The 22,488-nt window shown below is 59.4% G+C and carries 18 protein-coding genes, 1 tRNA gene and 1 pseudogene; 8 read left to right on the forward strand and 12 right to left on the reverse strand.

Annotated elements, in window-relative coordinates:
* From K290_RS37715 to K290_RS0125870, 6 genes and pseudogenes are all read left to right on the forward strand, one after another.
* Nucleotides 1-723, forward strand: a pseudogene (locus K290_RS37715) (beta strand repeat-containing protein); the annotation flags it as partial.
* A gap of 327 nt (nucleotides 724-1,050) precedes the next feature.
* Nucleotides 1,051-3,099, forward strand: a complete 2,049-nt coding sequence (locus tag K290_RS0125850; protein WP_028754538.1) for an O-linked N-acetylglucosamine transferase, SPINDLY family protein — start codon at nucleotides 1,051-1,053, stop codon at nucleotides 3,097-3,099.
* 84 nt (nucleotides 3,100-3,183) lie between these two features.
* Nucleotides 3,184-4,389 carry a DUF6250 domain-containing protein gene (locus K290_RS0125855; protein ID WP_425337609.1) on the forward strand — a complete coding sequence of 402 codons (1,206 nt, stop codon included), beginning with the start codon at nucleotides 3,184-3,186 and terminating at the stop codon, nucleotides 4,387-4,389.
* A gap of 717 nt (nucleotides 4,390-5,106) precedes the next feature.
* Entirely contained in the window at nucleotides 5,107-5,337 is a 231-nt protein-coding gene (locus tag K290_RS0125860; protein ID WP_028754540.1) for a hypothetical protein, read from the forward strand.
* A gap of 610 nt (nucleotides 5,338-5,947) precedes the next feature.
* Complete coding sequence (locus K290_RS0125865; protein ID WP_028754541.1) at nucleotides 5,948-6,445, forward strand: hypothetical protein; 498 nt, start codon at nucleotides 5,948-5,950, stop codon at nucleotides 6,443-6,445.
* 569 nt (nucleotides 6,446-7,014) lie between these two features.
* Nucleotides 7,015-7,230, forward strand: a complete 216-nt coding sequence (locus K290_RS0125870) for a hypothetical protein (protein WP_028754542.1) — start codon at nucleotides 7,015-7,017, stop codon at nucleotides 7,228-7,230.
* A gap of 99 nt (nucleotides 7,231-7,329) precedes the next feature.
* On the opposite strand, the gene K290_RS0125875 is transcribed toward K290_RS0125870, so the two are convergent.
* The 8 genes from K290_RS0125875 to K290_RS0125915 all read right to left on the reverse strand — a co-directional run bounded on the left by K290_RS0125875 (nucleotide 7,330) and on the right by K290_RS0125915 (nucleotide 14,772).
* Nucleotides 7,330-7,406: transfer RNA gene (locus tag K290_RS0125875), tRNA-Met, on the reverse strand.
* A gap of 166 nt (nucleotides 7,407-7,572) precedes the next feature.
* Nucleotides 7,573-8,772, reverse strand: a complete 1,200-nt coding sequence (gene mnmA / locus K290_RS0125880; RefSeq protein WP_028754543.1) for a tRNA 2-thiouridine(34) synthase MnmA — start codon at nucleotides 8,770-8,772, stop codon at nucleotides 7,573-7,575.
* 212 nt (nucleotides 8,773-8,984) lie between these two features.
* Nucleotides 8,985-9,632: a CDP-alcohol phosphatidyltransferase family protein gene (locus tag K290_RS0125890; protein WP_028754545.1), complete on the reverse strand. Its 648-nt coding sequence runs from the start codon at nucleotides 9,630-9,632 to the stop codon at nucleotides 8,985-8,987.
* A gap of 4 nt (nucleotides 9,633-9,636) precedes the next feature.
* On the reverse strand, nucleotides 9,637-10,023 hold the full coding sequence (locus tag K290_RS0125895) for a hypothetical protein (RefSeq protein WP_081670441.1): 387 nt from the start codon (nucleotides 10,021-10,023) through the stop codon (nucleotides 9,637-9,639).
* Nucleotides 10,020-10,970 carry a phosphatidate cytidylyltransferase gene (locus K290_RS0125900; protein WP_028754547.1) on the reverse strand — a complete coding sequence of 317 codons (951 nt, stop codon included), beginning with the start codon at nucleotides 10,968-10,970 and terminating at the stop codon, nucleotides 10,020-10,022. Before K290_RS0125900 ends, K290_RS0125895 begins: the two co-directional genes overlap by 4 nt.
* Nucleotides 10,967-11,716, reverse strand: coding sequence for a lysophospholipid acyltransferase family protein (locus tag K290_RS35025; protein WP_245276678.1), 750 nt, complete (start codon nucleotides 11,714-11,716; stop codon nucleotides 10,967-10,969). Before K290_RS35025 ends, K290_RS0125900 begins: the two co-directional genes overlap by 4 nt.
* A 138-nt stretch (nucleotides 11,717-11,854) precedes the next feature.
* Entirely contained in the window at nucleotides 11,855-13,450 is a 1,596-nt protein-coding gene (gene serA, locus K290_RS0125910; RefSeq protein WP_028754548.1) for a phosphoglycerate dehydrogenase, read from the reverse strand.
* A gap of 143 nt (nucleotides 13,451-13,593) precedes the next feature.
* Complete coding sequence (locus tag K290_RS0125915; protein WP_028754549.1) at nucleotides 13,594-14,772, reverse strand: phosphoserine transaminase; 1,179 nt, start codon at nucleotides 14,770-14,772, stop codon at nucleotides 13,594-13,596.
* Nucleotides 14,773-15,032: 260 nt separating this feature from the next.
* On the opposite strand from K290_RS0125915, the gene K290_RS0125920 reads away from it, so the two are divergent.
* A complete protein-coding gene (locus K290_RS0125920; RefSeq protein WP_081670439.1) occupies nucleotides 15,033-15,827 on the forward strand; it encodes a glycosyltransferase family 25 protein in 795 nt (264 codons plus the stop codon).
* A 9-nt stretch (nucleotides 15,828-15,836) separates the two neighbouring features.
* On the opposite strand, the gene K290_RS0125925 is transcribed toward K290_RS0125920, so the two are convergent.
* Both K290_RS0125925 and K290_RS0125930 read right to left on the reverse strand, forming a co-directional pair.
* Complete coding sequence (locus K290_RS0125925) at nucleotides 15,837-16,667, reverse strand: outer membrane protein (protein ID WP_028754551.1); 831 nt, start codon at nucleotides 16,665-16,667, stop codon at nucleotides 15,837-15,839.
* Nucleotides 16,668-16,914: 247 nt separating this feature from the next.
* The gene (locus K290_RS0125930) at nucleotides 16,915-17,766 is read right to left on the reverse strand and encodes an outer membrane protein (RefSeq protein ID WP_028754552.1); all 852 of its coding nucleotides are present in this window, start codon (nucleotides 17,764-17,766) and stop codon (nucleotides 16,915-16,917) included.
* Nucleotides 17,767-18,087: 321 nt separating this feature from the next.
* Here K290_RS0125930 and K290_RS0125935 point away from each other — a divergent pair, with 321 nt between their 5' ends.
* Complete coding sequence (locus K290_RS0125935) at nucleotides 18,088-18,642, forward strand: SH3 domain-containing protein (RefSeq protein ID WP_028754553.1); 555 nt, start codon at nucleotides 18,088-18,090, stop codon at nucleotides 18,640-18,642.
* Between the two features lie 151 nt (nucleotides 18,643-18,793).
* Here the strand turns inward: K290_RS0125935 and glmM are convergent, their stop codons facing one another.
* Entirely contained in the window at nucleotides 18,794-20,146 is a 1,353-nt protein-coding gene (gene glmM / locus K290_RS0125940) for a phosphoglucosamine mutase (RefSeq protein ID WP_028754554.1), read from the reverse strand.
* Nucleotides 20,147-20,469: 323 nt separating this feature from the next.
* A complete protein-coding gene (ftsH, locus tag K290_RS0125945) occupies nucleotides 20,470-22,413 on the reverse strand; it encodes an ATP-dependent zinc metalloprotease FtsH (protein ID WP_028754555.1) in 1,944 nt (647 codons plus the stop codon).
* Nucleotides 22,414-22,488: the final 75 nt, after the last annotated feature.

Below are 22,488 nucleotides of genomic sequence, written 5' to 3' on the forward strand. Positions count from 1 at the left end.
AAGACCGCACAGGTCGCAGCGCTGAAGTCGACTCAGATCGCAGCCCTCTCCACCGATCAGGCTGCCGCTCTGACTTCGACGCAGATCGGTGCTCTGACGGCGACCGAAGTCGGCGCCCTCTCCACGGCTGACATCGCGACCTTCTCCACCGACGAGATTGCCGCTCTTTCCACCTCGGCGCTGTCCGGTCTGTCTTCCGATAAGGTCGCAGCCCTCTCCACAGACCAGGTTGCTGCCCTGAAGACTGCTCAGATCGCCAAGCTCAGCACCGCTCAGATCGGCGCTCTGTCGACCGATCAGGCCAAGGTCCTGACCACCGATCAGGTCAGCGCTCTGACAAGCTCGCAGATCGGCGCTCTTTCCACTGACGACGTCGCCGCTCTCTCCACCGATCAGAGCGGTGTGCTGAAGACCGGCCAGGTTGCCGCACTGAGCTCCGCGCAGGTCACAGCCCTCTCCACTGATCAGGTGGCGGCTCTCACGAGCTCGCAGATCGGTGCCCTGACGGCAACTGAAGTCGGCGCTCTCTCCACCGCTGACATCGCGACCTTCTCGACCGACGAGATCGCCGCAATCAGCACGGCGGGTCTGGGTGGATTGTCCACGGATGACATCGCGTCGCTCTCCAGCGCCCAACTCTACGCTTTCACCACCACACAGGTGCAGGCACTGGATGAAGGCCAAGTCGCGGCGGTCGTCTCCGCCTACGCGGCCTACAACTAAAATCTGACGGATTGCGGCGCGGTTTCATCCGCGCCGCAAAGGACTTCGGCGTCGCGCGAGACATTGCGCGACGCTTTCTTTGTGAAACGCAATTTGGAATCGCTTGCGATTCGACCGCCATGAACTCTGGATAGGCGGCAGAGGGTCCACCACCCTCTTTTTTGAGAGGCCGGGGCGTCTCATGGTCGAAAGATGCCACGCCCCCACCCGGACGCCTGCCGCTGAAAAACAACCAGTCCGACGCAAGGTAGCTGCGCTAGAAGGTGTGACGCTTTCGCTCGTCAGTTCACACCCTCGGCCCTAAGGCCGTCTTGTCGCAGGATGCCCATGACCGTCAATATTGCATCTGTCTCGACCCCAGTCTCGCCGCTCGTCAGCGCATCGGAAAGGGCCCGGAACCAGCAACTGCCGCTTGGCGAGTTGTTTCAGATCGCTGAAGTTTTGAATGGCATAGGAAAGCAGCCGCAAGCGATTGAACTTTACAAGATCTGGATCGCGTTCAACGACACTAATCCTTTGTTGCATCTCGCTTATTTCAACTATGCGGTCGCCGCCAACCAATCTGGCGATGCTGCGGGTGCGATCCACGCGCTGCGAGCCTGTTTAAAGCTGTCTCCGCAGTTCGGGCCGGCGCACATCAATCTCGGTCGCATGCTGGAAGATAGCGGCCTTCACAGCCGCGCCGTCGAACAATGGCGAGATTTCGCCAAAGTGACCTCCGAAATCACGGCCGAAAAGATTGGCTATCGCCTTATGGCCCTCCAGCACATTGGTCGCGTTCTCGAAGCCGTCGGCTCGCTGGAAGAGGCGGAAGCAGCTTTGTGGCAAGCGATTGAGCTGCAGCCAAGCAAAACCGAGGCGGGACAGCATTGGACCTCGTTGCGGCAGCATCAGTGCAAATGGCCAACTTTGGTCACCTCCGAGCACGTCACAGCCCGGAACTTGTTGGATGCGATGTCGCCGTTGATTCTCGGCTGCTACACCGACGATCCCCTGTTTCAGCTCGCCAAGGCCTATCGCTATCACAAATCTCTGATCGGGCGGCCCGATCTCCGTGACTTCCCGCGCCTGGCGCCAAAGCAGAAATCGGGAACCGGGGAGCGTTTGCGCGTCGGCTATGTTTCATCGGATCTCCGCGATCACGCGGTCGGTTTTGCACTCAGGGAAGTCCTGGAGTTGCATGACAAGAGCAGCGTCGAGGTCTTCGCTTACTATTGCGGCGAGCCGCGATCCAACGACGCGACGCAAACGCGGATCAAGAGCGCGGTGGATTGCTGGCGGGAAATCTCCAAGCTCAGCGATATCGACGCGGCGAAGCAAATCCGCGCTGACGAGATCGACATTCTCGTCGATGTCAACGGGTACACCAAACATGCGCGGGCGAAGCTTTTCGCCTATCGGCCGGCGCCGGTCATCGTCAATTTCTGCGGCTATCCCGGCACGACAGCCAGCCCGTTTCATCAATACATGATCGCGGACGAGCACATCATCCCGCCGGAAAACGAAATCTATTATACGGAAAAGGTGCTGCGGATTGCCTGCAACCAGCCCATCGACCGCAAACGGCAGATCGCCGCTCGGCCGACCCGCGCGGACGCCGGCCTGCCGGAGGACGCCTTCGTTTACGCCTGCCTCAACGGAATGCAGAAGATCACCGCCAACTGCTTTGCCCGCTGGATGCAGATCCTTTCCGCGACACCGGGCAGCGTGTTGTGGCTGCTTGCCGAGGCCGAGGACGTCAACCAGCGCCTGCGCCAGATGGCCGCGCAAAACGGCGTAGCGCCCGAGCGCCTCATCTTCGCATCCAAGGCAGCCAATCCAAACCATCTCGCGCGAATGGCGCTGGCCGACCTCTTCCTGGATACCTTCCCTTATGGGGCGCATTCCACGGCGGCCGATGCCATCACCGTCGGGCTGCCGGTACTGACCATGCCAGGAAAAAGCTTCGCCTCGCGCTTCTGCAGCAGCATCGTCGCGGCCGCTGGCGTTCCGGAGCTGATCTGCGGCGGACCGGAGGACTATGTAAGCCGGGCCATCGCCTTTGCGCATGATCGCGAAAGCCTCGCGGCCATCAGGGACTCCTTGCAGCGCCAGCGTGAGAGCAGTGCGTTGCGCGATATCCCAGGCCTCGCACGGCGCCTCGAGCAGCTCTTCTGGCAGATGCAGGGCGAAATCGAGCGCGGGGAAACGCCGACGCCCGACCTGGGCAATCTCGATGTCTATTATGAGATCGGCGCCGAAATCGTTCTGGAGAATATCGAATTCGAGGACGATCGAGCCTACCGGCAGCGCTATCTCCAGAAACTGGCCCAATGGAACGATTACGCGCCGCTTGTGCGCGACAGCCGTTTGTTGAACGAGCCGGCGTCACTTTGAAGTTGAATTGCGGCAGCGGCTGCGAGCGAAGAGGGTATTATGACTCCTGTTATACTTGTGACATTCGCCGGGCGGCAGAAGCGAATGGAGATTTTGACCAAATACATCCGCAAGGCCATCGATGACGGGATCATTGATGAATGGCACATATGGGATTTCACGCGTTCCTCTGAAGATAACGAGTGGGTCACGCGCGAATTCGGCCCGGCGCGATATATGGGGTCTGAAGCACCCTATCAGCTAAAGGGAGCGGTCACGGCGCGTTCCTCGTTCCGAACGAATGCGAAAATAGACCACGATCTTCATATCGCCGTTCTCCCGAATGGTGAGGATGATACCTGTTACGAAATCGTCGTCGGTGGCTGGGTCAACACACACTCCGTTCTTCGCAGCATCAAACGTAGCGACCTGAATAATTTCGCAAGCAGGGGCGAAGCGACGACCATCTGGAGTAAATCCACTCCCGGCGTTCTGTCGCCAAGCCTGCCCAACCAGGTCGTCCTCAGCATCGACTCGGCCGGTGCTCCCGCTGTTCAGGTCAATGGCGTGACCATCGGCAAGTGGCCGGAATTGAACTTGGGTTCCGGCGCATCGGTCATGGTCCGCGGCGGATGGGGCGCTGACTTGGAACTTTGCGATGTAAACGCCCCCGTGCGGCGTTATGTCGGAAATCCCAATGAAAAACTGCCCTATTGGCAGGCTTATGACTACTACGCGAAACGGCTGGAGAGGTTTTCCAGCGCGGTATTTCTGAAGTGCGACGACGACATCGTCTATGTGGATCTGGAAAAGCTCAACGAATTCATCGAGTTTAGAAGGACCAACCCGAATTACTTCGTCGTCTCGGCAAATGTCGTGAACAATGGTGTGTGCGCCTATTTCCAACAATTAGGCGGAGCGCTTCCCGACGAGTTGGGCCATTTTGAACGTCCCCCGGGAGGATTCGGAGGAAGTTTGTGGCAAAGCGCTGAGCGCGCAACTCAGCTTCACGACTTCTTCCTGGAAAAGAATGACAAGTATCTGCCTTTGCCGAACAAGGTCATCGAATGGACGGAGCGCCAATCGATCAACTTCATATCCTGGCTCGGAAAAGACCTGCTGCATATGGCTCTTCCGAAAGGCGACGATGAATACGCCCTGACGGTCGATCTGCCGACCTTCCTCGATCGGCCCACCGCGATCTACGCGGATTTTACCGTCAGCCATCTAAGCTTCGGGCCGCAAGAACACGGGTTGGATGTGGACCGCTTGATCAATGCCTATGAAGCACTGAGCTCTTCACGCCTTTAATCCGCCGAACTGTAAGCCCGACAATTGCCCCGATAGCGGCGCGCGTTTCCTATCGACTCGCGCGTTACGGGCTGCCCTCTGTCAGCCGCGTTGCCTTTAGCGAATATTCATAACCGCAAAGACGAACGAGCCGGCGGTTACGCATACTGCGAGTGTCACGTAGTAATCCATAATGGCATCCCCTTTCCGCACCAACGCGGCAAGGAGTCATAATGTTCACAAAAAAGACGCAAGAATGAACGGGGCGTGCACTTTTTCTGTCGCCCGGACTCATGGCGTTATCGTGAAGCACTATGCGGCTAGCGGAGCCTGAAGCTATTCCAATTCGAATCTCTTGCCTTGGCAAGGATAAGCCGGCCCTCTCGCACGGCGGCAAACAAAGCAAAAATTGCTGCGATCGTTATTAGATCCCAATGCATCGCTGACCTCGTAAGTCCTGATAAATGTGGCCGAGCATCGGCAACCGTCGCGGCAGGCCCTCTCACAGCATCAAGGCGACATTGCGTTCGCGGACGGCACTGTCCCGGCAATGCAGCATGAAATTAACCCGCAAACATGAGGCCCACTGCCTGCCGCCAATGCCAATAGCGCCGCGCACGCCGCATCGCCCTTGCCCAAAAGCGGGCTGACGGGCGTACGCCCTCTTGGACAGCTTGTCTTTCCGCGCCTATCATTGTTGACTTCTGCACAGTCATTACGCGCAGGACGGAGGAGAAGATGGGTACATCGCTTGTCGAACGTTTGGCAGACTGCGTCGGGCAGATCGAGGAATTCTCGCAGCGTATCTCTCGCATTCAGGCCGGTGAGATCCAGCACCAAGCTAGATTTGGTGACGGCCCTTGGGAGGACATAACGGCAATAGTCCTCACCCACTATGAGGACATGCTGGAGAACTACAAATATTTTGCCGAGGATTTGAGACACCGTATTGATGACGGTGAAAGCTGAGTTAGCCAATTGCCGTCGGCATGAAAGATCTCAGCAGGCGGGGCTCGCTTACGCTGTTGCGATCGCAACAAGTCTTTTGGGCCACCGCAGAAACAAAAAGTTACCCAAACTGGCCGAACAGAGGTTTTTGAATCCGCTTTCGCCTTTGATATAGAATTTGCATATTCTAATATAACAGTTCTGCCATATTTCCTCCCCCCGCTGAAACTCAAGTAGGCGGGGGCTTTTTTTTGAGCCAACTTGGTTTCGGGCGGAGGCTGAATAAACAAAGGCACGAAGTCGTCCCACTCCCGGTCGCCGAGGTGAACTCACGCTACGTCACGCTATCTGTCACGCGACATCCCGCTTTCAGTGCAGTACTGAGCCTCAGACGTTCAGTTTGAGGCAAACATTTGGGGAGCGAGATGATATCGACTTCGATTTTGACTGCTTTGACGGTGTGCGCAGGCATAACTACCGTGGCGCTGATGGTGGCGCAGCTTCTGCATTAAGCTGAGAGACTTGAGAGCCGCCTGCACGACAGGCGAAATCTCCCGCATCGAAAATTTAGTTTGCACCGCCAGAACTTGTGCGATGCTGGCTCCGGCTCATCGCTGAAGAGGGCCTTAAGATGGACATGCAATCCGCCGAACCGAGATCGCCTGAGCCGATACTGAATGAAGACCTGTCTCTCTTCGCGACGGCGTCTTTTGCAAAGCTGACGGACGTATTCAACAGAACCGCAGTCGCTTCACTTTATCGCGACAGACTTCTGCTGTTGGTTTTAGCCCAGGGCGGTGCGTTACATTTCGCAAATGGCGTTAACGGCCTGAAGGATATCGACATATGGGCCTTCTTTGCCAACGGGCCTGATCGCCCATTCCCGCATCGAGCCCGGTGGACAACGGATTTTGGTCCTTCCAAGTTTGGGAAAAGCCCGGACGAAGCTGGCTTCACAGGTAGGCGCATCGACATTCTCGGAAGATCGATCGATGTCGGCATCAACGAGCCGCCTGAGGAAAGTGTCAAACGATGGCTAAGTGGCTGGAGCAAATCCGCCATTGCGCTTCGCAAAAAACCGATGTTCATAATCGCACCGCCAGAAAAGCTTGGACTGCGAATAAATTGAGCCGAGTATCGTCGAGATCGTCATCTTCTGAACGGCACCCGCTCGCAGTACATTGAACGCAAATCAAGCCGCTGGGTCGGACAATCGACCATATTGATCCGAGCTGAAATATTTTGACAGACATAAGGAGTTGGGCTTTTCATGGGGCGCAAGCCTCCGGCACGCGGCCGCCTTCCGCGTCCCAAGGATCAAATAGTTCTCGCGCATAGGCGACGTGATGCGAACTTGCACCGCAATTTTCAGAGCGGCTTTGATCTTGGCGCCGGCTTATTGCGGGGCGGCAAATACCCCGTGCAGCGGCCACAAGGGCGGTATAGATCACTGCCAGGGATCGACCTTCATCTGCAATGACGGATCTGTAAGCGCCAGCAAGCAATCATGCGAGGCCTATATGGGCGGCGTGTCCCTTCTCGGTTCAGCACCTGCGGAAATGGAACCAACGACATCAACAGATTGCTCCTGCCGAGGCGGATCGTATTGCGTCGGACCACGCGGCGGCCACTACTGCCTTACCGATGGCGGCCAAAAGAGCTATCTTCGCAAATGATGCTTGCCGAATGGAGGATGCCATGGATTTGCACGAACGTCGCAAGAGCTACGAGCAGAAGATTGCCGAGCATCAAGAACAACTTCAGTCGATGGAAGAAAAGGACATCCGTCATTTTCGCCAGGAGGGAAACGGGCCTCTTGCAGAGATAACCGAGGAGATCAAGGCGGAATACCGCCGACACATCGAAACCTATGCTGCCCTGATTGCGCAGATCGATGCGATGTTGGGGGTTTGAAAGCGGCGTCCGCGAACTGAATTTGCGCGAACCGAGATGTCACCCATGTCTTAGGTACAATCTGTTACCTATGTCTCCGGTATGGACAAAAGAAATTTGTGGTAGCGGAGGAGGGATTTGAACCCCCGACACAAGGATTATGATTCCTCTGCTCTGACCTACTGAGCTACTCCGCCACATCCGCGCACAATCTCTCAGATTATGCACAAGAGCCAAACGAAACCGGCGCTCGAAGAGCGATGGCTCGTCGGTTGAGCGGCTTATAAGGTGCGGTTCGGCTTTGTGTCAAGCGGATGATTTGGAAAAATCAATGCTTTCCCCTGCCCGGCGCACCGCCCGCCTTCACGCGGCGACGGGGCTCGCCAGCAATGCTTTCAGCGAGGCTTCTGCCATGGGTTCGCGCTCGGAGCGTTCGATGAAGCCGCCGCCATAGACGCGGGCGTCGTCGCCGGGAGCGGAATAGAGGGCACAGGCCTGGCCTGGAGCAACGCCGGCTTCGCCGATCGTCAGGTCGACATAGATCCCGGTCGCATCGGCATGCAGCACGGCCGGCGCCGGCGCGCGGGTGGAGCGAACCTTGGCGTAACAGGCAAAACCCTCGCCGGAAGCCGCCTGCGCCAGCGGCTCGTCGCCGAGCCAGTTGACGTCACGGAGATAGACACGGTGCGTCTCCAACGCTTCTTTCGGGCCGACGATGACGCGGCGCGAGCGGGCGTCGAGATAGACGACATACAGCGGCTCGCCCGTCGCGATGCCGATGCCGCGGCGCTGGCCGATCGTATAGTGCAGGATGCCCTCATGCTGGCCGAGCACGCGGCCGTCGAGATGGACGATCTCGCCGGAAAGCGCCGCATTCGGCTTCAGCTTGGCGATCAGGTCGGAATACTTGCCCTGCGGCACGAAACATATGTCCTGGCTGTCGGCCTTCTTGGCGACGACGAGGCCCATTTCCTCGGCAAGGGCCCGCGTTTCCGCCTTCGGCATGCCGCCGAGCGGAAAGCGCAGATAGTCGATCTGCTCCTGCGTGGTGGCAAAGAGGAAATAGCTCTGGTCGCGATCGGCATCGGCCGGGCGATAGAGCGCGCGGCGGCCGGGATGGTCGGCGGATGGGTTCGGGCGCGAGCGGATATAGTGGCCGGTCGCCAGCGCATCGGCGCCGAGCTCCTTGGCGGTCGCCAGGAGATCGGCGAACTTGACGGTCTGGTTACAGGCAACGCAGGGGATCGGCGTCTCGCCGGCAACATAGCTTTCGGCGAAAGGATTGATCACCGTCTCCCGAAAACGCTTTTCGTAGTCGAGCACGTAATGCGGAATGCCAAGCGTCTCGCAAACGCGGCGGGCATCGTCGATATCCTGGCCGGCGCAACAGGAGCCGGCGCGGTGCACGGCGGCGCCGTGATCGTAGAGCTGCAGCGTGATCCCGAGCACATCATAGCCCTGGCGCTTCAGAATGCCGGCAACGACGGAACTATCGACGCCGCCAGACATGGCGACGACGACGCGCGTATCTTCCGGCCTCTTGTCAAAATCCAGTGTGTTCACGGTCTTGCCGCCAATCTCAGTCGATCTTCGGTGCTGTCTTCTGTCCACCGGTTGCCATGCAAAAGCGGCGGATTTTTATCGTCTGCGGGCACGCGGCGGCTTGGCCGCCCGGCCTCGATGGATCAGGGATATAGAAAGGATTGCTGCCCGGCGCAAGAGGCGGCGAATCACCGGCATTGCGACAGCCGCTCTCCATCGAATGAGATGGCCAATCAACCTCTGGCTTTTAGCTGCCGGATAAGATGGAGACCGCGGCGAAGCGCCGTAACGGCTGCCCCGACGGCGACGATCCAGAGCGCGATGGTCAGCACCCAAGCGCTGCCGCTCCACAGCACTTCGACAACCGACAACAGAGCCGCCGCGGTGATCGTCGCCATACGATGCTGCTTGGCCATCGGCCCGCCGAAATCGCTGGGATTGCCGGTGGGACGTCCGAGTTCGCGGACATAGGCGGTGAGCACGGCAAAGGCCGCGGCAGCCCAGCCGAGGCCGGGCGCGGCAATGCCATAGCCGACGCCGGCAAAGATCAGGATATCGGCGACGCGATCCGGAAATTCATTCCAGAACGGCCCATCCGCCTCGCCCTTGCCGCCCTCGACCGCGACCATGCCGTCGAGTAGGTTGCAGAGCAGACGAAGCTGGCAGAAGAGTGCCGCCAGGATCAGCCATGTGGCGCGCAGCCCGCCGCTGCCCTGCCCCGACAGCCAGAACGAAGCGCCGGCCAGCGCGGCCATGACCATGCTCGCCTGCGATATCTGGTTCGGCGTCACCGACAGCGCGGTCATGCGCCGCGCCAGCGCCTGCGCCCAGCGTGTGTTGCGGCTTGCCAAAGGCCGCCTGTCGCCCGTTCCCTCGCCCATGGACCTAACGCCTCCCGCCGGAAATCGAATAATTGTAGATCGCCGCATAGCTGGTCGAAACCAGCAACGGCACCGCGATGGTCTTCAATATTTCCGGCGTGCCGCTGAGCGCATGGATCGTCAGCAATATGCCGGTAGAGCCGAGACAGGCGATCAGTGGCGGCGCCCAGAGCACGGTGAAGCCGCTGAACCGTTTGGATAGGGTTTCCACCACCGATTTCAGAAACAGCGTCAGACAGCCGGAAAGAACGCCCTGGACGAGCCCGGCAATGACCGGTCGCGGCATTGGATGCAGACGGTTGGCAAAGACAGCCCATCCGCCCATGGCGAGAAAAGCGAAAAGCACATGCACGATGCTGCTGCCGGCAAGCGCCTTCACCCGCGCCGTCATGACAGCGACCACCAAAAGCGCACGAGATGAAAGAAGATCGGCGCGGAGAAGACGACGGAATCCAGCCGGTCGATCAGCCCGCCATGACCTTCGATCAGATGTCCCCAGTCCTTGACGCCGCGATCCCTCTTGATCGCCGACATTACCAGCCCGCCGAAAAAGCCCATCAAAGTGATAACGAAGGCCAGCAGGCCTGCCTGTAGCGGCGTGAACGGCGTGATCCACCAAAGCGCCGCCCCGATCAGCGTCGCGCTGGCGATACCGCCGAGAAAGCCTTCGACCGTTTTGGATGGCGATAGTCTCGGCGCAATCTTATGGCGGCCGAACAGCTTGCCCCAGACATATTGCAGGACATCGCTGAGCTGCACGACGATGACGAGGAAGGCGATCAGAAGGACATTGCGGCCCTCATAGCCTGATATCTGCAGGGTCAGCAATGCCGGCACATGCGAGGCGCAGAAGACGCAGATCATCAGCGCCCATTGCACCTCGGCAATCCGGATCAGGAAGCGCTCGGTATCGCCGCGCAGGACCGCGATGATCGGCATGAAAAGAAAGGCATAGACCGGAATGAAGATGGAAAAGATACCGTATTGTTCGGCCCAGAGCAGATAATATTGCACGGGCAGTGCGACGAAAAACGCTGCCGCCAGTGCCCAATGATCGGCGCGCCTGGTGTTGGTCAGCGTGATGAATTCGCGCAGCGCCGCAAAGGAGCAGAACGCGAAGAGCAGGATGACGCCGATACGACCGATCAGAAAAGCGATGCCGATCAGGATCACCATCGCCCACCAGGCCTTGATACGGGCATTGAGGTTTTCGATCGCCGCGTTGGAGCCATCCGGCGACAGGCGTCGCTGCAGTACGTAGCCGATGACGGAGGCCAGGATCAGCACGCCGAAGATGCCGAGGACAAGGTGGATCAGATCGGCGCTTGCCCCACTCATTCGCCATTCCCCCCCTGTTTGGGCCCCGCCTGTTTGGGCCCCGCTTGATTGGGCCCCGCTTGATTGGGCCCCGCTTGATTGGGAGAGAGAGCCAGCAGTGCCGATTGCGCCCGTGCCAGAAAATCCGCCTTCTCTTCGTCCGCGCCGATACGCAGCGCATCGCCGAAGGTGACCGTGCAGATCAATGGAATGGGCACGAACTCGCCCTTCGGCATGACACGGTTGAGATTGTTGATCCAAACCGGCACGAGGTCGATATCCGGGCGCATCTTCGCCAGATGAAACAATCCGCTCTTGAAAGGTTGCAGGGGCACGTCCGTCAGGTTCCGCGTGCCCTCGGGAAACAGGATCAGCGAGGAGCCGGCGTCGATGGCGTTCGCCATCTGCTCGATCGGGTCTTCCGTCCGCGCCTCTCGGTCCCGTTCGATGAGCACGGCATTGAAGACGTCGCGGCCGATGAAGCTGTTGAGCTTTGATTTCAGCCAATAGTCGGCGCCGGCGACCGGGCGGGTTCGGCGCCGAAGCCGCGGCGGCAGCACCGCCCAGATGAGGATGAAATCGCCATGGCTGGAGTGATTGGCGAAATAGATGCAGCGGCCGGCAGGCACGCCGCTTTCCGGCCAGATCGCCCTTACGGCGGTGATAGCGCGCGCAAACAGCACGATCGCTGCTGCAGCCGGCTTTGCAAGCCAAGCCGTCGCCGCCCTACCCCTAACGTTGTCGAAATTCCGCTGTACCGCCCCCATGACAAAGAGATAGGCGCGTTCCTCGAGCGCCGATAGTCTCTCGCCCGAACTTATCCACAACCCCTTTGCAATCATGAAAAGGCCCGGTGCAACTGACGTCGCGCCGGGCCTTCATGTCGCTCTTGGGAGGAGCTTGACTTAGTCGATGTTGAACACCAGCGGCTTTGCCTGACGGATCGCCTGATGGGCGGTCAGCTTGGCTAGAACCTCATCGTTGATCGCGCCATCGACATAAAGCAACGCGATGGCATCGCCGCCCTGCTTGTCGCGGCCGAGCTGGAAGTTGGCGATGTTGACATTGGCCGCGCCGAGCGTCGTGCCAATGAAGCCGATCATGCCGGGAACGTCGGTATTGGCGATATAGACCATGTGGTTGCCGACATCGGCATCGAGATTGATGCCCTTGATCTGGATGAAGCGCGGCTTGCCGTCGGAGAAGACGGTGCCGGCGACCGAGCGCGTCATGCTGTCGGTTGTGACCGTCAGCTTGATGTAGCCGTCATAGACGCCGGTCTTGTCGCGCTTGACTTCGGCGAGAACGATGCCTTTTTCCTTGATCATGATCGGCGCCGAAACCATGTTGACGTCGGCAACCTGGTTGCGGATGAGGCCGGCGAGCAGCGCGCTCGTCAAAGCCTTGGTGTTCATCCCGGCGGTAACACCATCATAAAGGATCTCGATTTCCTTGATCGGATCTTCCGTGACCTGGCCGACAAAGGCGCCGAGAACATCGGAGAGCTTGATAAACGGCTTCAGGATCGGCGCTTCTTCAGCGGTGATCGAGGGCATGTTAATGGCGTTGGAAACCGCGCCCTTCACGAGGTAATCCGACATCTGCTCGGCCACCTGCAGGGCGACATTCTCCTGCGCTTCCGTGGTCGATGCGCCGAGATGCGGCGTGCAGACGACATTCGGCAAGCCGAACAGCGGGCTTTCCTTGGCGGGCTCGACCTCGAAGACGTCGAAGGCAGCACCGGCGACATGGCCGGACTTGATGGCGGCGGCAAGGGCTGCCTCGTCCACCAGACCACCACGGGCGCAGTTGATGATGCGCACGCCCGGCTTGGTCTTGGCAAGCGCGTCGGCGTCGATGATGTTGCGCGTCTTGTCCGTCAGCGGCACGTGCAGCGTAATGAAATCGGCGCGGGCAAAGAGTTCGTCGAGCTCGACCTTGACGACGCCCATTTCCTCGGCACGTTCCTTGGAGAGGAACGGATCATAGGCAACGACATGCATCTTCAGACCGATCGCACGGGCAATAACAATGGAGCCGATATTGCCGGCGCCGATGACGCCGAGCGTCTTGCCGGTGATTTCGACACCCATGAATTTCGACTTTTCCCACTTGCCGGCCTGAGTCGACGCGTCGGCCGACGGAAGCTGGCGGGCAACGGCGAACATCAGCGCAATGGCGTGTTCGGCTGTTGTGATCGAATTGCCGAACGGCGTGTTCATGACGATGATACCGCGGCGCGAAGCAGCAGGGATGTCGACATTGTCGACGCCGATGCCGGCGCGACCGACGACCTTGAGGTTCTTGGCCGCTTCGATGATCTTCTCGGTCACCTTGGTGGCGGAACGGATGGCGAGGCCATCATAATTGCCGATGATTTCGAGTAGCTTTTCCTTGTCCTTGCCGAGCTGCGGCTGGAAATCGACTTCGACACCGCGATCGCGGAAGATCTGGACGGCGGTTTCCGACAGTTCGTCGGATACGAGAACGCGAGGTGCCATGGAGGCCTCCTGGAAATGGGTCAAACGGTGACAAGCAATTCCAGGAAAATGCGAAGCTGGTTTCCGTTGGGAATTGCGTGAAATAACGAAAAATTGCGAATGCTGGGCTCCGCCCCCTTGGCGGAGCTGTGGACGCTATAACCTCAGGCTGCAGCCTGGGAGAGCGTCGCCTTCTGCGTTTCGAAAGCCCAGGAGAGCCAGGGCATCAGCTTCTGCATGTCGGCAGCTTCGATCGTCGCACCTGCCCAGATACGAAGGCCCGACGGCGCATCGCGGTAATGGCCGACGTCATAGGCGACGCCTTCCTTTTCGAGCAGCGCGACCAGACCCTTGGCGAAATTCGCCTGACCGTCCTCATCGAGAGCGGCAACGTCCTTGTCGACGATCTTCAGGCAAACGGAGGTGTTGGATTCCGTCTCGGCCTTGACGGCGAGATTGGCGATCCAGTCGTTGGCGGCGACGAAGTCATGGATAACCTTGGCGTTGGCATCGGCGCGGCCGATCAGCGCCTTGAGACCACCGAGGTCCTTGGCCCAGAGGAGAGCATCGATATAGTCTTCGACGCAGAGCATCGAGGGCGTATTGATGGTCTCGCCGGAAAAGATGCCTTCGATCAGCTTGCCGCCGCTGGTCATGCGGAAGATCTTCGGCAGCGGCCAGGCCGGCACATAAGTCGTCAGGCGCTCGACGGCGCGCGGCGACAGGATGATGACGCCGTGAGCGCCCTCGCCCCCGAGAACCTTCTGCCAGGAGAAGGTGACGACATCGAGCTTGGCAAAATCGAGGTTCTGAGCGAAAGCCGCCGAGGTGGCGTCGCAGATCGTCAGGCCCTTGCGGTCGGCCGGGATGAAATCGGCGTTCGGAACGCGGACGCCAGAGGTGGTGCCGTTCCAGGTGAAGACCACGTCGCGGTCGAAATCGACGGCGGAAAGGTCGGGCAGCTCGCCGTAGCCAGCTTCAAGCTTGCGGACGTCCTTGAGCTTGAGCTGCTTGACGACATCGGTAACCCAGCCGGCGCCGAAGCTTTCCCAGGCGAGCATGTCGACGCCGCGTTCGCCGAGCAGCGACCAAAGTGCCATTTCGACGGCACCGGTGTCGGAAGCGGGAACGATGCCGATGCGGTAATCCGCGGGCACTTCCAGAATGTCACGGGTAAGATCGATGGCTTGCTTCAACTTGGCCTTGCCGACTTTCGCGCGATGCGAACGGCCAAGGGCCGCGTCGGAAAGAGCATGGAGCGTCCAACCGGGGCGCTTCGAGCAGGGGCCAGAAGAGAAATGGGTATTGTTCGGACGGATGTCCGGCTTGGCGAGCTTAGTCATGATGCTATCCTCTCAGATAGAAAGCTCCTCGTTGGGGAGGAGTGTCCCGCCGCCGGATATATTGGAAGCGGCCCGCCAGCGCAATAGTTAAAATGAGCGGTCGACATTGCTTCACGAATTCGTGCAGCAATGATGCTGGTGGATAAGTTTCGCACAGCATAATCACGCTAGGTTAGCCACACAAAAGCTGGCTTCTTTGCGGACACCCCACCATATGTTATGGGGCGTTGAATGGATCTTCGCCGACAGATGAAGAACAAATGTCTTTGATGTATCAAGCCGCACTGTCCGAAAGCCATCGCACGCCGGCGCAGCCCCTGCCCGTTTACCTCATCAATATTGATCGAGCGACGGACAGATTGGCGGAAATTACCCGCCAGAGCGATCAATTCGGCATCAAGATCGAGCGGGTCGAGGGCGTCGACGGCGCTCTTTTGCCGCAGGACCAATGGATCGATGTCGATCACGATCGTTTCCGGCGCCGGCACGGCAGGATCATCCTGCCCGGCGAATATGGCTGCTATCGCAGTCATCTGATGGCGTTGCGCCGATTTCTTGCCGACGGCAGCGAATCGGCCGTCATCATCGAAGACGACATAGCGCTGGACGGCGATTTTCTCGGCCGCGCCATGGCGGCAAGAGAAGCTGCTCCCAACGCCGACGTGATCAAGCTCGTCAATCATCGCTGGGGCGGTTTTCGAGGCGCGATCCGCACCCGCACGGGAGATGTGATCGGCCGCTGCCTTTTCGGCCCGCAAGGCTCGACGGCTTGCTACCTGGTAACGCGCAGCGGTGCGGAAAAGATCGTCAAGGCGCTCGCGGTCATGTCCCTGCCCTGGGATGTCGCTGTCGAACGCGGTTGGGATATGCACACATCCATCTTCACCACCCGCGCCAACATCGTCGGTTTCAGCCCGCTGCAACGGACCACGATGATCGGCTGGCGCCGCGACTACCGCGCCGCGAAATCCGCCGCATGGCGGCGCATTCCAGCACATCTCTTCCGCACTCTGGATTTCTTCCGCCGTATCGCCTACGTGCTGACGACGCCGTAGACGGCGACCCTACCAGGTGGTGATTCGCAAACCGATACGGATCTCATGCCGCGACAAGGCTCCGTCGCGGCCCATCGCGCCGCCGGCGCCGGCCGCCGAATCTGCAGCGGAATAGCCAAACATGTCGCCCCCGGCGATATGCGAGAAACGATAGCCGAGATCCACCTTCACATTCGGGGCGACTTCGTAGGCGACGCCGGCCATCAAGGCATAGGTCATGCGCCAGTCGCTTTCGCCGGGATAACGCGCGCTGACCGAAGCAGCACCACCGCAACCGGAGACGCCATCGGCACAGGAGCCGATCGCATTGACGCTGTTCCAGGAGACCCTTGTTGCGCCCAGGCCGGCGCCGACATAGGGCGTGAAGCCGGCGAGCGTGCCGAGATCGACATAGCCGTTCACCATCAGGCTGCCCGCCTTGAAAGAGGAGCGCGCTCTGGTGGAGCAACCCGTGCCGCCAGCCCCGCCGGCGCAGGGCGAAGCGGTCGAAATCCGACCATCGAAATCGCCGCTGAAATAGTCGCCGGTGACATCGGCACGAAACAGATCGTTGAACTGATAGCCAACACCGAGGCCGCCCGAAAAATCGCCGCTGAAGCGGTCGGAGTCAAAGCGGCTCGAGCTATAGTCGCCGCTTATGGGATCATACGTGCGAAAGGTCGTGTCGTCGCGGCTGGCGTTGACGGCATAACCGACATCGCCCCGCACGTACCAGCCCCGTGCATCCTTGACGCTGACTTCGGGCATCTTGATCTCCGGCGGCAGATCAGCCGCAACGGCGGCGCCCGCAACCGCGCTCGCCATCATCACGGCCAGCGCCAAAGCGTCGAAACGGATCATTACCCCTCGCCTTCCAACCTCGGGCCGGTCCTGGCTTTAAAGCCCGTTTGCCCTTATCGTCCCCGCCATGTTGGCTCTCCGAGAGAAGAGACCGGCCGAGCCGTAGCCATTGTCATTTCATTAACCATAGGGAATTTGTGGTTAACGAAGGTTTAAAAGTCGGCTGAAATGCCTTAACGGCGCGAGAAAAAGAAAAAGCCGCCCGGACGAACCGGACGGCTTTTCAAAGGCTTGGACGTGGAGAGGCTTACTTATAGACCGGCTGCTGGACGGGGATATCGGCCGGCGGCATGTAGCTGGCAGTCTGGCAGCCGCCGAACGTATAGCGTGCGCCGATGCGGGCTTCATGCAGGTTCAGACCCTTTTCGTAGCCGGGACCGCCGTTTTCCGCATAGCCGAACATATCGCCGCCTTCGACATGGCGGAAGCGATAGCCGACGTCGGCCTTGAGATTGCACGAGAGGTCGATCGAAGTACCGGCCATCAGGGCGTAGGTGAAGCGCCAGCTACCGCGACCTTTATGCGTAACGGTATCGTCGCAGGAGCTCGAATCGGCGTCGGAGCAGGAGGTATTCTTGAGGTTGCTCCATTTGACATAGGTGCCGCCGAGACCACCGCCCACATAGGGGGTGAAGATCCCGTAAGTGCCGATATCGACATAGGCGTTGGCGAGCAAGCTATAGGCCGTCAGCGACGCCACGTCTCGGGAAGTGGCGGGCACGGCGGTGAAACCAGGGCCGCAGGCTCCGCAGTCGCCGCTCGTCGAGCCCTTGAAATTGGACTTGAAGAGATAGTCCAGCGTTACGTCCGTGCGCAGGTAGTTGTTGATCTGATAACCGACACCGCCGCCGAGCGTCACATTGTCCCCAAGCTTTGCACTGTCGAAATCGACAAGGCTAGAGTTGGAGCCCTGGAAATAGTTGGCGCCGCGCAGATTGGTGAAGGCGTAACCGACATCACCGCGCAGATACCAGCCGCTCGACTGGCTGACAGCCACTTCCGGCGCCTGCTGCGCCGGCTCCGGCGTATAGAGATCGGCTGAAAAAGCGGATGTGCCGATAAGCAGAGCGGCAGCGGCCCCAATCAAAGTTTTCATCATGGCTTTGGCTCCAAATTTATTGCCATTGGCACGACAAACGCCTGCCAATCGAAAGACATGATATGGATAATGAATGATAAGGGTTAAAACCCGATTAACTACGAATATTTACTCTGTTTATTTGCCCGATATACTTTGTTTTATACATTAGCAACTAATGAAATTAAGATCGTCCGACGGGAAGGATCTTCGTCGATGCGGCTTTTTACGCCGGGGCGACCGGACCCACGAAGCCAAGCTGTTTCGGGGCTTTTAAACCAATTGGCAATAATCAGACCGTTACGATGAGCGCGGCCGGGGCACAAAACATAGAGGAAGTCGTTGACTTACTTTCACAATCTGTGCGCCTGTCTATGCCTCGCGCTAATCTTCCTGACGACCGCAGCCATCGCTGGACCAATTCGGATACAGCCCGCTACCGCGCCAAGTTGGAACAAGGGACGGGAGACGGGTCTGCCGATCCCTCGCTTCGTATCGCTGAAGGCGTATAAAGCGCGCATGCGCGTCGGGCCATCAACGATCTATCCCACCAAGTGGATTTATATGAAGCCCGGCCTGCCGCTGGAGATCATTGACGAATACGGCCATTGGCGTCAGGTGCGCGATGATGCCGGCACTACCGGGTGGATGCACAGCGCGCTTCTTTCCGGGCTGCGCACGGCCGTTGTCGGGCCATGGCTGAAGGCAAACGCAATGCTGCGCGGAAGCCCCGAAACCACGGCGACACTTATCGCCGAATTGCAGCCCGGCGTCCTGCTGTCGCTGCGCTCCTGCACCGGCACCTGGTGCAGCGTCTCCGTACAGAAACATTCCGCAAGCGGCTATATCAGGCAGAACATGCTCTGGGGTGCCTATCCCGGCGAAATGTTTCGGTGAACCTTTTGCCACGCGCGATGCCGACGATTCTCGAAACCGGCCCTTAATACAGCAAGCGGATTTTGCCTCGTCCCGCACCAAGAAACGCTGATGGCCGCCTCGTGAGGCGGCCATGAATTTCAAGCGGATATCCGAATAGCCGACAGCTTAATCAGGCAGCGTTGCGGACGTTCGAGATCACATCGATCAGGCCGCCGACGATGCGCTCGATCTGCCCGCGATCGTCGCCCTCCGCCATGACGCGGATCAGCGGCTCGGTGCCGGACGGGCGGATAACCAGGCGACCGTTGCGGGCGAGTTCATTTTCGGCATCGGCGATCGCCTGGCGCACCTGCATGTCTTCCAACGGCTTGCCGCCGGAAATGCGGACATTGCGCAGGAGCTGCGGCACCGGCTCAAAGCGCCGGCAGACTTCGCTGACCGGCTTGCCGGTACGCTTGACCGCAGCCAGGATCTGCAGCGCCGCCACGAGGCCGTCGCCTGTCGTGCCGTAGTCGGAGAGCACGATATGGCCGGACTGCTCGCCGCCGACATTATAGTTATGCTGGCGCATATGCTCGACGACATAGCGGTCGCCGACCGCGGTGCGGGCAAGTGCCATGCCCTTGTCTTCCAGGAAGCGTTCCAGTCCGAGATTGGACATGACGGTGGCGACGATGCCATTGCCGCGCAGCAACTGGCTCTCCGCCCAGCTCTCGGCGATGACGGCCATCAGTTGGTCACCGTCTATGATCGTACCGGTTTCGTCGACGATGATGACGCGATCGGCGTCGCCGTCCAGCGCAATGCCGATATCGGCACGCACCTCGTCCACCTTCTTCTGCAGCGCGACGGGGCTGGTGGAACCACAATTGAGATTGATGTTGGTGCCGTTCGGCTCGTTGCCGATGGTGACGACATCGGCGCCGAGTTCCCAGAGCACAGCAGGCGCGACCTTGTAAGCGGCGCCATTGGCGCAGTCGATGGCGATGCGCAGGCCCTGCAGCGTGACATCGCGCGGCAGCGTGCGCTTGGCGTGCTCGATATAACGGTCATGCACGCCGTCGACGCGCTTGGCGCGGCCAATGTTTTCCGACTTGGCGAGATGCGCCGTAATGTCCTTTTCCAGCAAATCTTCGATCTTCGTTTCGAGATCGTCTGACAGCTTATAGCCATCGGGGCCGAAAAGCTTGATGCCGTTGTCTTCGTAAGGATTGTGCGAAGCCGAAATCATCACGCCGATATCGGCGCGGAGCGACCGCGTCAGCATGGCGACAGCAGGCGTCGGGATAGGGCCGAGAACGAACGCATCGACACCGGCTGCGGTGAAGCCGGCCACCATGGCGTTTTCCAGCATATAGCCGGAGAGACGCGTATCCTTGCCGATAACCACTCGATGTCGATGACTGCCCCTATGGAAGATCGTTCCGGCGGCGATGCCCACGCGCATGGCGAGATCCGGCGTCATCGGATAGATATTGGATTGACCGCGGATTCCGTCCGTTCCGAAATAGCGACGTTTCATATGCACTCCCGTGATTGCAGCGTCCCCTGAGGGACTGCGGCATCCCGTTCTCCTCCCCGGAATTCCATGGGCGGCGCGAACATCGATGCTTGAGGCTCATGCCATAGATTGCAAACCTCGGCACTTAAATTACCAAGAAAGCGTATTACAACGCGTTACTGTTAATAAGCACTAAAAAAGGTCAGTTCTCCACTGAAACGGAACCGGCCTCCTAGTCTATCGGCGTAAACGGCAATGGAAGTTGGTATTGCCGCAGAAAAAAAGGCCGACCCCACTTGAAAGGGACCGGCCTCTTTGTCTTTACGTTCGACTCGCACCGAGCGTCAGCGTGGCTGCGGTTCGAAACCGCCCTCGGGCTCGTCACCCTTGGTGCCAAGCGGGCCATCCTTTTTAGCGCCGGTCTTCGGCACAGCCGAGCCGCGGCTCGGGGGGGTGTCGTCACCGAGATCGCGAGCAGGCTTTTCACCGCGAATCAGCGCCTTGATCTCTTCGCCGGTCAGCGTTTCGTATTCGAGCAGGCCTTCGGCCAAAGCCACGAACTCGTCGTGCTTGGTGGTGATAATCTCCATGGCCTGTTTGTAAGCCTGGTCGATCAGGCGGCGCACTTCGTTGTCGATCTTCTGCGCGGTCGCTTCCGAGACGTTCTTCGACTGCGAGACGGAGTGACCGAGGAAGACCTCCTGCTGGTTTTCACCATAGGCAACCTGGCCGAGCTCGTCGGAGAAGCCCCACTGCGTGACCATGGCGCGGGCAAGCTTGGTCGCCTGCTCGATGTCCGAGGACGCACCGGAGGTGATGTTCTCCTTGCCGAAGGTCAGTTCTTCCGCAACGCGGCCGCCCATCATGATGCAGAGGCGCGACACCATCCACTTGTAGCTCATCGAGTAGCGGTCGCCCTCGGGAAGCTGCATGACCATACCGAGCGCACGACCGCGCGGAATGATGGTCGCCTTGTGCAGCGGATCGGCGATGGCGACATTGAGCGCTGTAATCGCATGGCCGGCTTCGTGATAGGCCGTGAGCTTCTTTTCCGCCTCGGTCATCGCCGAAGAGCGGCGCTCGGCGCCCATCATGATCTTGTCCTTGGCGTCTTCGAATTCCTGCATGGTGACCAGGCGCTTGTTGCGGCGCGCAGCCATCAGGGCGGCTTCGTTGACGAGGTTCATCAGGTCCGCACCGGAAAAGCCCGGCGTACCGCGGGCAAGCGTCTTCAAATCGACGTTCGGAGCAAGCGGCACGTTGCGGGCATGCACCTTCAGAATGCGCTCGCGGCCGACAATGTCCGGGTTCGGCACGACGACCTGGCGGTCGAAACGGCCGGGACGCAGCAGCGCAGGGTCGAGAACGTCGGGGCGGTTGGTGGCGGCAATGAGGATGATGCCCTCATTCGCTTCGAAACCGTCCATCTCGACCAGCAACTGGTTCAGCGTCTGCTCGCGTTCATCGTTACCGCCACCGAGACCAGCGCCACGATGGCGGCCGACGGCGTCGATTTCGTCGATGAAGATGATGCAGGGCGCGTTCTTCTTCGCCTGTTCGAACATGTCGCGGACGCGGCTTGCGCCGACACCGACGAACATTTCAACGAAGTCGGAACCGGAAATGGTGAAGAACGGCACATTGGCCTCGCCTGCAATGGCGCGCGCCAGAAGCGTCTTACCCGTGCCCGGAGGGCCGACGAGCAAAACGCCGCGCGGAATACGGCCGCCAAGACGCTGGAACTTCTGCGGGTCGCGCAGGAATTCCACGATTTCTTCCAGATCCTGCTTGGCTTCATCGACACCGGCGACATCATCGAAGGTGACGCGGCCATGCGCCTCCGTCAAAAGTTTGGCCTTGGACTTGCCGAAGCCCATGGCGCCACGCGAGCCACCCTGCATCTGCCGCATGAAGAACAGCCAGACGCCGAGGATCAGGAGCATCGGCAACAACGTGCCGAGATAGCTCAGGAAACTCGAGGAACCATCCGATTCCGGACGGCCGACAATGTTGACGTTCTTGCTTTGCAGGCGTTCAAGCAGGCTGTCGTCCACGACCGGAGCATAGGTCTGGAAAGGTGTTCCGTTTTCGACATAGCTGCCGACCACGCGATTGCCGGTGACGGTAACGTCGCGGACGCGGCCTGAATCAACTTCCCGGAGGAACTGCGAATATGGAATTTCCCTGGAGCCTGTTTGTGCCGGCGCGTTCTGGAACATGCTGAACAGAGCAATCAGCAATAAAGCTATGATTGCCCACAGAGCGAAATTACGAAAATTAGGGTTCATCGAACTCCCCAGCACTGAAACTTCCGCCGTCGAACGGCGGCATTACTTGATCCCTAACATAGGGTTGCGCCAAGC

This window comes from Rhizobium leucaenae USDA 9039, assembly GCF_000426285.1.
Classification (GTDB): domain Bacteria; phylum Pseudomonadota; class Alphaproteobacteria; order Rhizobiales; family Rhizobiaceae; genus Rhizobium; species Rhizobium leucaenae.